This is a genomic window from Streptomyces sp. NPDC001194 (assembly GCF_042896985.1).
In the GTDB taxonomy this organism is placed as follows: Bacteria; Actinomycetota; Actinomycetes; order Streptomycetales; family Streptomycetaceae; genus Streptomyces.
The window spans coordinates 211,038-223,452 of sequence record NZ_JBIAXU010000012.1; the positions used below are offsets into that span (position 1 = coordinate 211,038).

Sequence of the window (12,415 nt, forward strand, 5' to 3'; positions counted from 1 at the left end):
CATGTGAGGCGGTGCGGGTGCCGGGGCGCCCGTTCCCCGGTCCCGCCCGACCCGGAGCGGGGCCCAGCCGAGCCTTGGAGCGGTGAGTCCGGATGAGCAGCAGCCCCGAGCGCCGGGTCTCCCGCCGGGAGTTCGACGCGATCTTCACCGCGGTCCGCACCTGGGGCCGCTGGACCCCGGCCGACCGCGGCGCCTGCAACCGGGTCACCCCGGACCACGTGCGGCGGGCCGCCGCCCTGGTCCGGTCCGGTACGGCGGTACCGCTGGGCCTGCCCTGGGACACCCGGCCCGGACCGGACAACCGCAAGCCCGCCCTGCACCACATGACCGACCTCGGCGACGTGGAGGCCCCGGAGCCCGCCACCTACAAGGACTTCCTCGCGGCCGACTACCACGGCAAGGCCGTGAGCCACCTGGACGCGCTGTCACACGTCGCGTACGAGGGGCGACTCTACGAGGGCCGCCCCGCCCGGGAGGCCGTCGACGCCGGGGGCGCCCGCTTCGGCTCGGTGTCGGCGCTCGGGCCCCTGGTCACCAAGGGCGTGCTCCTCGACCTGCCGGCCGTTCTCGGGGCCGACTGGCTGGAGCCCGGGCACGCGGTCCACGCGCAGGACGTCCTGGCCGCGGAGCGGGCCCTGGGCGTGACGGTCGACGAGGGCTGTGCCGTGCTGCTGCGCTCCGGCCGCTTCCGCCGCAGCCGGGAGCTCGGACCGTGGGACTCCGGCGCCGCGAGCGCCGGGTTCCACGTGGACGCCCTGCCGCTGCTGGCCGAGCGCGCCGTGGCGCTGCTCGGCGGCGACGGGGACAGCGACCTGCGCCCCTCACCGGTCGACGGCGTCCACTCCCCCGTGCACGCCCTCGCCGTGGCCGCCATGGGCGTGCCGCTGCTGGACAACCTGGACCTGGAGGCGCTCTCGGCCGCGTGCGCCGAGGCCGGGCGCCACGAGTTCATGCTCGTCGTGGCGCCGCTGGACGTGCCCGGCGGGACGGGTTCCCCCGTCAATCCGGTCGCCATCCTCTGATACGTACAAATAGGTGGGAATATACTCGGATAGCACTTGCTCGGTGTAAGCGCTCCGCCGTGGCGCCTCGCCGCGGCCGGGCGCTCGGTAAGGGGAAGTGATGCGTATGGGGGCCACGGGAGAGCAGATCGGCCCCGCACGCTCCCGTGAGCGGTTCATGGTGGGCGAGCCGATCGCGGACGGGGTTCGGAGCCCGATCCTGAACTCGTGGCAGCGCTGCCGGTCGCTCGGACTCTCGCCGGACGGGACGGACCTTCCGTACCGGGACGATTTCGACCCGGACAGCCGGCTCGTGCACGCGGCCGGGCCCGTCCTCGACGAGCTGGCCTCCCGGTTCGCGGGCAGCCAGATGAACGTCTCCCTCGCCGACGGGAACGGGACGGTGCTCCAGCGCCGCTTCGGAGAACCCGCCCTGGCCCGCACCCTGCCCCCCATCCAGACGGTCCCGGGCTTCGTCTTCGCCGAGCGGTTCGCGGGGACCAACGGCATCGGCCTCGCGCTCGCCGAACGGCATCTCGTGCAGGTCTACGGGGCCGAGCACTTCGCCGAGCGCTCCCAGTCGAACGCCTGCTCCGCGACCCCGATCCGCGACCGGCTGAGCGGGCACATCGTCGGCGTGCTCTGCTTCGGGTACCCGCACGGCTACGAGCACCCGGCGCTGCCCGCCCTGGTCCGCCGGGCCGCGCAGTCCATCGAGCGGCGGCTGATGGAGCAGCATTCGGCGCGGGAGCGCGCGCTGCTGCGCGCGTACCTCGACGCCGGCCACCCGGCCCGCAACGGCGCAGGCCCCGGGGAGGGGCCGGCGATCGGGCTGGAGGAGCTCGGCGACAGCGGGCTGGACCTGCACGACCAGATGATCCTCAAGGAGAAGGCCACCGAGCTCATGTCCTCGACGCAACGCGCCTGCGTCGAGGTGTCCCTGCCGCACGGGCGGGGGGTCACGCTGCTGAGCAGCCCGGTCACGAGCCGCTCCGGGGTGGAGGGCATCGTCGTCGAGGCCGTGTTCACCGGCGAGCCGCCACCGGCGCACCGCCTCTCCGTGTCGACCGGCGCGGGACCACCGCACGGAGCGCCGCACGAAATGCCGCACGGAGCGCGGCACGGGACGCACGCGGCGCCTCCCGGCCCGGCCGGCGCCGACCCGCCCTCCGCCGGCAAGGTCCGGGGCCTGGTGCTGGTGGGCGAACCGGAGGTCGGCAAGTACGCCGTCGCTGCGCGCCGCCGCCTGGAGCTGCTGGCCGAGGCCAGCACCCGGATCGGCACCACGCTGGACGTGACCCGCACCGCGTGGGAACTCGCCGAGATGGCGGTCCCGCGCCTGGCCGACTACGTCACCATCGACGTACCTGAGGCCGTGCTGCGCGGCGAGGAGTCCGCCGACCCCCGGAACGAGCTGCACCGCGCGGTGGTCCACGGCATACGCGAGGACCACCCCTTCTACCCCGTCGGCCGCCGGGTGGAGCCGCACGCCGGCACCCCCCACGTGCGGTGCCTGGACGCCGGGCAGCCGGTGCTGGAGTCCGACCTGCGGGAGGGCATCGGCTGGATCGACCAGGAGCCCGAGCACGCGCGGGAGATCCTCGCCCGCGGTGTGCACTCGCTCATCTGCGTCCCCCTCCTCGCCCGCGGCGTCCTGCTGGGCATCGCCAGCTTCTACCGCTCGCAGGACCCCGCCCCGTTCGGCGAGGACGACAGCTGGCTGGCCCGGGAGCTCGCGGCCCGCGCCGCCCTCTGCATCGACAACGCCCGCCGCTACACCCGCGAGCACACGCTGGCCCTGGCCCTTCAGGAGAGCCTGCTTCCGCACGGCATCCCGGAGCAGGGCGCGGTCGAGGTCGCACACCGCTACCTGCCCGCCGAATCGGGGGTCGGCGGCGACTGGTTCGACGTCATCCCGCTCTCCGGCACCCGCGTCGCCCTCCTCGTGGGGGACGTCGTGGGCCACGGCCTGCACGCCGCCGCCACCATGGGCCGGCTGCGCACGGCCGCCCGCAACTTCGCCGAACTGGAACTCGCCCCCGACGAGCTCCTCACCCACCTGGACAACCTCCTGGTCCGCCTGGACCGGGAGGAGGGCGGCGACAACGACTCCGGCAGCACCGGCATCGTCGGCGCCACCTGCCTCTACGCCGTCTACGACCCCACGACGCGGCTGTGCACCATGGCCCGCGCCGGGCACCCCCCGCCCGCGCTGGTCCACCCGGGCGGCCGGGTGACGTTCCCGGAGCTGCCCGCCGGACCGCCTCTGGGCCTGGGCGGCCTGCCGTTCGAGACGGCGGAGATCCGGCTCCCCGAGGGCAGCACGATGGTCCTCTACACCGACGGACTCGTCGAGGACCGCGAACGCGACATCGACGTGGCCCTCGCCCAGCTGAGCGGCATCCTGGCCCAGCCGGACCGCTCGCCCGAGGACACCTGCCGGGCGGTCATCGACGCCATGGCACCCGAACACCCCGCGGACGACATCGCTCTGCTCGTCGCCCGCACCCGTACCGTGCCCGCGGACCGGATCGCCACGTGGACCGTGTCCGCCGACCCGTCCCTGGTGGCCGGCGTGCGCGCCGCCGCCACCCGCCAGCTCGCCGACTGGGGACTGGACGAGCTGGCGTTCGCCGCCGAGCTGATGCTGAGCGAGCTGGTCACCAACGCGGTCCGGTACGGCACCGAGCCCATCCAGGTACGCCTGGTCCACGACCGCGCGCTGATCTGCGAGGTCTCCGACGGCAGCAACACCGCCCCGCACCTGCGGCGGGCGGCCTCCACGGAGGAGGGCGGCCGCGGCCTGTTCCTCGTCGCACAGCTCGCCCGCGCCTGGGGCACCCGGTACACCGCGCAGGGCAAGGTCATCTGGGCCGAGTGCGCCCTGGACGCGGCCTGACGGCCGACAGGCCTGACAGCCGACATATCGCCCATATCAATACAGCCGGCAGTAGCATCACCGGTGTCCTCATCGCTACAGGCTGTACCTCCCCCAGCACCACCTCCCCAGGCGGCCCCGGAGAAGTCCGTGCATGACACTCCCGCCACTCCCGTCACCCCGACGCACCCGCCCTCGCGCCCCGGCGGAGAAGCCCTCGTCCGGATGCGCGGTCTCGGCAAGCGGTTCGGCGGCACCGTCGCGCTGGACGCGGTCAGCCTCGACGTGTACGGCGGCAGCGTCCTCGCCCTGCTCGGCCCCAACGGCGCCGGGAAGTCCACCCTCATCAAGGTGCTCGCCGGCGTCCACCGCGCCGACGAGGGCGAGGTGACCGTGGCCGGGCACCCGCTCGGCTCCGAAGCCGCCTCGCGCAGCATGTCCTTCATCCACCAGGACCTCGGTCTGGTCGACTGGATGACGGTTGCCGAGAACATCGCCCTGGGCACCGGGTACCCGCGCCGCCACGGCCTGATCTCCTGGCGGCGGACCCGGGAGCGCTGCGCGGAGGCACTGGACACCGTCGCCGGGCACCTGGACGCCGACACCCGGATCGCCGACCTCGCCCCCGCCGAGCGTGCCCTGGTCGCGATCGCCCGCGGGCTGGCGAGGCGCGCCCGGCTCTTCGTCCTCGACGAGCCGACCGCCACCCTCCCCGCAGCGGACTGCGCGCGCCTCTTCGACATCCTGCACGCCCTGCGCGACCGGGGGCACGGCATCCTCTACGTGAGCCACCGGCTCGACGAGGTGTACGAGGTCGCCGACTCCTTCGCCGTCCTGCGGGACGGCAGGCTCGTCAGCCGGGGACCCCTCGCCCCGTACGACCCGGCCCGGCTGGTCCGCGACATCGTGGGCCGCGAACCGACCGGGCACCCGCCCCGGGCAGCGGCGCCGGCGCCGGCCTCCGGGCACCGCCGGCCGCCCGTGCTGCGCCTCGACGGCGTGGGTACCGAACGCACCGGACCCGTCAGCCTGGAGCTGCGCGAGGGCGAGATCCTCGGCCTGGTCGGCCTGACCGGCGCCGGGCACACGCACCTCGGGCGCGCCCTCGCCGGCGCACTGCCGCTGCGCGGCGGGCGGGCGCTGCTCGACGGGCGCCCGTACCGCCCCCGTACGGTCGCCGCCGCCCTCGGCGCCGGGGTCGGCTTCGTCGCCGGCAACCGGCAGGAGGAGGGCTGCGCCGCGGAACTGACGGTCCGGGAGAACTTCCTGGCCAACCCCCGGGCCGCCGGCGTGCCCGCCTGGCACTGGATCGCGCCGCGGCGCGAGCGTGCCGAGGCCGCCGCCCTGATCGAGCGGTACTCCGTACGCCCCCGCGACAGCGAGGTGCCGATCGCCACCCTGTCGGGCGGCAACCAGCAGAAGGTCATGGTCGGCCGCCGGCTCCGGGGGCGGCTGCGCCTGCTGATCCTCGAAGAGCCGACGGCCGGCGTGGACGTGGGTGCCAAGGCGTCGATCCACCGCCTCCTCCAGGAGGTACCGGCAGGCGGGGCGGCGGTGCTGCTCATCTCCACCGATTACGAGGAGATCGCCGGCGTGTGCCACCGCGCGCTGGTGTTCGGGCGCGGGACCGTGGTGGCCGAGCTGGCGGGGGAAGCCCTGAACGTCACGGAACTCACCCGCGCCGCCTCGGCCCTGCCCGCGATCACCGGAAGCGCGGAGGGCCGGTGAGCCCGTCCTCCACCCGCCCCGCCCCCACGGGGCACCGGCACCGGCGCGGGCACGGGCACTTCGTCGGCACGTACGGCCTGCTGGTCCTGACCGTCCTGCTGTTCCTGCTCTTCTCCGTCCTCCTGCCGGACACCTTCCCCACGCTGGACAACGTCTCCTCGATCCTCTCCAGCCAGTCGATCCCGGCCATCCTGGCCCTCGGCGTGACGATCCCCATCGCGAGCGGCAAGTTCGACCTGTCCATCGGCTACGCGCTGGGCCTGGCGCACGTGATGGTGCTGTTCCTCATCGTCGAGAAGGGCTGGCCCTGGCCGCTCGCCTGCCTGACGGTCGTCGCCGGAGGCGCCCTGGTCGGCGCCGTGAACGGGGCCATCGTGGAGTTCGCCCGCATCGACGCCTTCATCGCCACGCTCGGCACCGGCAGCATGATGTACGCCGTCACCGGCTGGATCACCGACGGCGGCCGGATCGTCCCCGGTCCCGACGGGCTCCCGGCCGCGTTCACCGACCTCTACGACGCCCGGTTCCTCGGGCTGCCGGTCCCCGCCTTCTACGTCCTCGGCCTCGTCGTCGTCCTCTGGGTGGTGCTGGAGCGGCTGCCGTTCGGCCGGTACCTGTACGTCATCGGATCCAACCCCCGCGCCGCCGAGATCGTCGGCATCCCCACCCGCCGGTACTGCGTCCACGCCTTCGCCTGCTCAGGCACGGTCGTCGGGTTCGCCGGGGTGCTGCTCGCCGCGCAGCAGCAGATCGGCAACCCGAGCGTGGGCCTGGACTACCTGCTGCCCGCTTTCGTCGGAGCCCTGCTCGGATCCACCGCCATCAAGCCGGGCCGGGCCAACGCCGTCGGCACCCTCGTCGCCGTGACCGTACTGGCGGTCGGGCTCGCCGGGATCGGCCAGCTCGGCGCACAGTTCTGGGCCACCCCGCTGTTCAACGGCGCCACGCTGCTCATCGCGGTCGGGCTGGCCGGCTACTCGGCCCGGCGGCGGCTGCGCACCGACACCGTCGCGACGGCGGAAGCGGGGGTCGGCGGCACCGGCACCGGCACCTCTTAGACAAGCTCGAGCTCAGGAGCACCGTGTACCCGAAGTACCCGAACCGCAGGACCCCGCTCGCGGCCGCCGCCCTGCTGGCGGCGGCCGGCGCCGCCCTCGCCGGCTGCGGGGGCGGCGGCTCCCCGAACGCCACCGGCCCCTCGGCCGCCGGCTGCCCGGGCGTCCTCCGGGAGGCCACGGCGGCCGTCCGGCGGGCCGAGTCCACCGACAGCACGTGGAACGGCCCCACGACCGGCCCGCGGGCGGTTCCCGGCAAGACCCTCGTCTACGTCGCGCAGACCATGACCAACCCGGGCGTCGCGGGGGTCGCCAAGGGCGTCCGGGAGGCCGCGCAGACGATCGGCTGGAACGTCCGGGTGATCGACGGGGAGGGCACCCCGGCCGGCATCCAGGCGGCTCTCGCCCAGGCCGTGACCCTCAGGCCCTCGGGCATCGTCATCGGCGGCTTCGATCCCCGGCTGACCTCGCAGCAGGTGGCGCGGGCCGGGGCGGCGGGCATCCCGCTCATCGGCTGGCACGCGGTCAGCTCCCCGGGCCCGAGCACCGACCCCCCGCTCTTCACCAACGTCACCACGAAGGTGGAGGAGGTGGCGAAGGCCAGCGCGGACTGGGTCATCGCCCGGTCCGAGGGGGCCGCCGGGGTCGTCGTCTTCACCGACGACTCGATCCCCTTCGCCGGTACGAAGTCCAAGCTGATCGAGCAGCGGCTCGCCGCCTGCCCGGGGGTCAGGCTCCTCGCGCACAAGAACATCCCGATCCCGGACGCGAGCCGGCGCACCCCGCAGGAGGTCGCCTCCCTGCTGTCCCGCTTCCGCAAGCAGTGGACGTACTCCGTCGCCATCAACGACCTGTACTTCGACGACGCCGCGCCCGCCTTCCGGGCCGCCGGCAAGCCCGGCGCCGGGCCGCCCTTCAACATCGGCGCCGGCGACGGGGACCCCTCCGCCTTCCGGCGCATCAACAGCGAGCAGTTCCAGGCCGCCACCGTCCCGGAGCCGCTCTCGCAGCAGGGCTGGCAGATCGTCGACGAGTTCAACCGGGCCTTCGCCGGGCAGCCGGCCAGCGGCTACGTGGCCCCCGTCCACATCGCGACGGCCGAGAACAGCGCGGGGGCCACGTCCTGGGACCCCAAGGGCTACCAGGCCGCGTACGAGAAGATCTGGCACGGCTGACCCACCCGTGCTTACGTGGTTGCGCGCGCCTCACGGCCGGTGGGAGCGCCCGCGCAGCCGCTTGTAACCCCGGGGCGGCACCGCCCGTCACACGTGCGCAACAGGGGTTTCCTACGGTGGGCGCCACGGGATCGACCTGCACACGGCCGCGGCGCCCGGGATCCGGGGGGTCGGCCGGTGTACTCCGAGGAGGTCTCCTGTGTCCGAGGCGGAAGCCGTACGCACGGTCTGCTCCTACTGCGGCGTCGGCTGCGGGATCGTGCTGGAGATCGCCCGGGGCGCCGACGGCCGCCGTACGGTGGCCAAGGCGGTCGGCGACAAGCAGCACCCCGCCAACGCCGGACGGCTGTGCACCAAGGGCGCCACCCACGCGGACCTGCTGGCCGCGCCCGGCCGGCTCGGGACCGCCCTGGTCCGCGAGGAGCGGGGCGCCGGGCCGACCCCGGTGGACGTGGACGCGGCGATCACCCGGACGGCCCAGCGGCTGCGCGCGGTCCTCGACGCGCACGGCCCCGACGCGCTGAGCCTGTACGTCTCCGGCCAGATGTCGCTGGAGGCCCAGTACCTCGCCAACAAGCTGGCCAAGGGGTTCCTGCGCACGAACCGGATCGAGTCCAACTCCCGGCTGTGCATGGCGAGCGCCGGCAGCGGCTACAAGCTCTCGCTGGGCGCCGACGGGCCGCCCGGCTCGTACGAGGACTTCGAGCGGGCCGACGCCTTCTTCGTCATCGGCTCGAACATGGCCGACTGCCACCCCGTCCTCTTCCTGAGGATGATGGACCGGGTCAAGTCCGCCGGCGCCAAGCTGATCGTCGTCGACCCGCGCCGCAACGCCACCGCCGACAAGGCCGACCTGTTCCTGCAGATACGCCCGGGCACCGACCTGGCCCTGCTCAACGGGCTGCTGCACCTGCTGGTCGAGGGCGGCTGGACCGACCCGGCCTTCATCGCCGAGCACACCGAGGGCTGGGAGGACATGCCCGCCTTCCTGCGGGACTACCCGCCCGCGAAGGTCGCGGAGATCACCGGCATACCGGAGGCGGACATCCGGCTGGCCGCCCGCTGGATCGGCGAGGCGGGCGAGTGGACGAGCTGCTGGACCATGGGGCTCAACCAGTCCACCCACGGCACCTGGAACACCAACGCCCTGGTCAACCTGCACCTGGCCACCGGGGCGATCTGCCGCCCCGGCAGCGGCCCCTTCTCCCTGACCGGACAGCCCAATGCCATGGGCGGCCGGGAGATGGGCTACATGGGACCGGGCCTGCCCGGCCAGCGATCGGTCCTCGTCGACGCGGACCGGCGCTTCACCGAAGAGCTGTGGGGGCTGCCGGAGGGCACTCTGCGCACGGACGTGGGGCGCGGCACGGTCGAGATGTTCGAGAAGATGGCGGCCGGCGAGATACGGGCGTGCTGGATCATCTGCACCAACCCGGTCGCCTCCGTCGCCAACCGCAGTACGGTCATCAAGGCGCTGGAGACCGCCGAACTCGTCATCACGCAGGACGTGTTCGCCGAGACCGAGACCAACGCCTACGCCGACATCGTGCTCCCGGCCACCCTCTGGGCGGAGGCGGACGGCGTGATGGTCAATTCCGAGCGCAACCTCACCCTGGTCCGCGGGGCCGCCGACCCGCCCGGACAGGCCCTGCCCGACTGGCAGCTGATCGCCCGCGTCGCCTGCGAGATGGGCTTCGCCGAGGCGTTCACGTACAGCGGCCCCGAGGAGGTCTTCGAGGAGCTGCGCAAGGCCTGGAACCCGGCGACCGGCTGGGACCTGCGCGGCGTGTCGTACGAGCGGCTGCGCCGCGGGCCGGTGCAGTGGCCGGCGGCCCCGGGCGGACCGGACCGCAATCCCGTCCGGTACCTCAACGACGGCGTCAGCCAGATCCCGGCCGAGCACCCGGACGGCAGCCGCCCGCGGCTGGTCTTCCCGACCGCCTCCGGGCGGGCCTCCTTCTTCGCCCGGCCGCACCTTCCCGCCGATGAACTGCCCGATGACGACTATCCGTTCGTCCTGAACACCGGACGCCTGCAGCACCAGTGGCACACCCTGACCAAGACGGGCAAGGTCGCCAAGCTGAACAAGCTCGACCCCGGTCCGTTCGTGGAGATCCATCCGGAGGACGCCGCGGCGCTGGGCATCGAGCAGGGCGACGGGGTGGAGGTGGCCTCGCGGCGCGGCCGGGCGGTGCTGCCGGCCGTCGTCACCGACCGGGTGCGGCCCGGGAACTGCTTCGCCCCGTTCCACTGGAACGACCTGTTCGGCGAGTACCTCAGCGTCAACGCCGTCACCAACGACGCCGTCGACCCCGTCTCCTTCCAGCCCGAGTTCAAGGTGTGCGCCGTGACGCTGGCCAGGACGCGGGTTCCGGTTCCGGTGACCGCGCCGGGCGCCGCGGCGGCCTCGGGCGGGACGGGCGGGGCGTCCGGCGGGTCCGGCGGGTCCCCCGACGAGGTGGCCGGCCGGGGCCGTACGGCCACGACGCTGATGCACCCCGTGACCGTACGGCCGGCCACCGCCGTCCCCGCCCTGACCTCCCTCTTCGGGCTGGACGGGCACACACCGCCCGCCCTGTCCGACCGGGAGCGCCAGTACCTCGCCGGATTCCTCGCGGGGCTCGCCTCCACCCCGCCCGGTACGGACGTCCCGCTGCTCCCCCACGGCGCCCCCTTCGAGGACGGGCACTCGCTCTGGGTCGACGGGGTGCTCGCCGGGACGTACTCCCGCACGGCGACGGCCCTCGCCGCGATGCCCTCGTTCGCGCCCGCGGCCGCGCCGCCCGACGCTCCGCAGCCGGACTCCCCCGATCCGGGCACGCCGACCCGGCAGACGGTGGTCCTGTGGGCCTCGCAGACGGGGAACGCCGAGGAGCTCGCCGTCGCCGTCGGCGCCGCGCTGGCCGAGGACGGCCGTGCGGCGGCCGTGCACGGCATGGCCGACCGGCTCCCCGCCTCCCTCACCCCCGGCACGGATCTGCTGGTCGTCACCAGCACCTTCGGCGACGGCGACGCCCCCGACAACGGCGCCGTGTTCTGGGAGGCGCTGAGCGCGGCCGACGCGCCGAGGCTCGAGGACGTCCGGTACGCGGTGCTCGCCCTCGGGGACTCCTCGTACGAGGCCTTCTGCGGCCACGGCCGGCGGCTCGACCGGCGCCTCGAGGAACTCGGGGCGCTGCGCCTGCTGCCGCGCGTGGACTGCGAGCCCGATGACGAAGAGCCCGCCGGGCGGTGGCTGGAGCAGGTGCGCCGCGTCCTGGCGGCGGGCGGACCGGCCGCGGCGGCCGCCGAGCCGGCCGCGCCCGCCGAGCCGCCCGTGTCCGCCGAGCCGCCCCGGACCACCGGCGCCCCGGGCCGGGCGGCCGCCCGGCACACCGCCCGGCTGTCCGGCAACCGGCTGCTGAGCCTGGCCGGCGCCACCAAGGAGGTCCGGCGGTTCACCTTCGACCTCGGCCCGGACGGCCCGGCGTACGAGGCGGGCGACGCCCTGGGCGTCCAGCCGGTCAACTGCCCGGACCTGGTGACGGAATGGCTGGCCGCCACCGGCCTGGCCGCGGACGCCGAGGTCGCCCTGCCCGGGCACGACCGGCCCATGCCCTTCGGCCGGGCGCTGCACCGGCACCTGGACATCACCCGCGTCACGCCCGACCTGCTCAGGTTCATCACCGAGCACACCGGCGACCGCAGGCTCCGGCAGTTGACGCGCCCGGACAACAAGGACGGCCTCGCCCGCTGGATCTGGGGGCGCCAACCCGTGGACATCCTGGCGGAGTTCCCGGTCCGGCTCGGCGCCCAGGAATGGGCCGAGCGCCTCAAACGGCTCCAGCCGCGCCTCTACTCCATATCCTCCAGCCCTCTCGTCGACCCGCACGAGGTCAGCCTGACGGTCTCGGTGCTGCGCTACGAGGGTCCGCGCCGCCACGCCCGCAAGGGGGTGGCCTCCGCCTTCCTCGCCGACGCCGAACCGGGCGGTCCCGTCCCGCTGTTCGTCCAGCGCTCCGCGCACTTCCGGCCGCCCGCACGTCCCGAGACACCGGCCGTGATGGTGGGTCCGGGGACCGGGATCGCCCCGTTCATGGCCTTCCTGGAACACCGCCGCGCCCTCGGCCACCACGGCGGGAACTGGCTGTTCTTCGGCGAGCAGCGCCGGGCCACCGACTTCTACTACCGCGAGGAGCTGGAGGAACTGCACCGGCACGGCACGCTCAGCCAGCTGGACCTGGCCTTCTCCCGCGACCAGCGGGCCAAGGTCTACGTCCAGGACCGGATGCGCGAACAAGGCGCCCAGTTGTGGGCCTGGCTCCAGGAGGGCGCCCACTTCTACGTGTGCGGGGACGCGAGCCGGATGGCCAAGGACGTGGACCGGGCGCTGCGCGAGATCGCCGTGGCCCACGGCGGCCTGACCGAGGACGAGGCCGCCGCGTACCTGAAGCAGCTCTCCGCCGAGAAGCGGTACGCCCGCGACGTGTACTGACGGGCGTCGCCGCCCCCGGTTGCCGGTCAGAACCAGTTGACGGTGAGGGGGAAGGTGGCGGTGGCGGTGGCTGGGGTGGAGTCGGTGGCGGTTGCGGTGATCTG

6 protein-coding genes are annotated in these 12,415 nt (G+C 74.2%); all 6 read left to right on the forward strand.

Features of this window, described 5'->3' with window-relative positions:
• Positions 1–92 precede the first annotated feature (92 nt).
• Complete coding sequence (locus tag ACFY1T_RS23655; RefSeq protein ID WP_390789922.1) at positions 93–1,022, forward strand: cyclase family protein; 930 nt, start codon at positions 93–95, stop codon at positions 1,020–1,022.
• Positions 1,023–1,128: 106 nt separating this feature from the next.
• Positions 1,129–3,900 carry a SpoIIE family protein phosphatase gene (locus tag ACFY1T_RS23660; RefSeq protein WP_390789923.1) on the forward strand — a complete coding sequence of 924 codons (2,772 nt, stop codon included), beginning with the start codon at positions 1,129–1,131 and terminating at the stop codon, positions 3,898–3,900.
• A 204-nt stretch (positions 3,901–4,104) separates the two neighbouring features.
• Positions 4,105–5,607, forward strand: a complete 1,503-nt coding sequence (locus tag ACFY1T_RS23665; RefSeq protein ID WP_390789941.1) for a sugar ABC transporter ATP-binding protein — start codon at positions 4,105–4,107, stop codon at positions 5,605–5,607.
• Positions 5,604–6,665, forward strand: coding sequence for an ABC transporter permease (locus ACFY1T_RS23670; protein ID WP_390789924.1), 1,062 nt, complete (start codon positions 5,604–5,606; stop codon positions 6,663–6,665). The genes ACFY1T_RS23665 and ACFY1T_RS23670 overlap by 4 nt, the downstream gene beginning before the upstream one ends.
• A gap of 23 nt (positions 6,666–6,688) precedes the next feature.
• A complete protein-coding gene (locus tag ACFY1T_RS23675; RefSeq protein ID WP_390789925.1) occupies positions 6,689–7,837 on the forward strand; it encodes a substrate-binding domain-containing protein in 1,149 nt (382 codons plus the stop codon).
• A 199-nt stretch (positions 7,838–8,036) separates the two neighbouring features.
• Positions 8,037–12,311 carry a molybdopterin-dependent oxidoreductase gene (locus ACFY1T_RS23680; protein WP_390789926.1) on the forward strand — a complete coding sequence of 1,425 codons (4,275 nt, stop codon included), beginning with the start codon at positions 8,037–8,039 and terminating at the stop codon, positions 12,309–12,311.
• Positions 12,312–12,415 lie beyond the last annotated feature (104 nt).

Coding starts and splice junctions, on each gene's coding strand:
- ACFY1T_RS23655 (WP_390789922.1), top strand. CDS start 93: ATGAGCAGCAGCCCCGAGCGCCGGGTCTCCCGCCGGGAGTTCGACGCG.
- ACFY1T_RS23660 (WP_390789923.1), top strand. CDS start 1,129: ATGGGGGCCACGGGAGAGCAGATCGGCCCCGCACGCTCCCGTGAGCGG.
- ACFY1T_RS23665 (WP_390789941.1), top strand. CDS start 4,105: ATGCGCGGTCTCGGCAAGCGGTTCGGCGGCACCGTCGCGCTGGACGCG.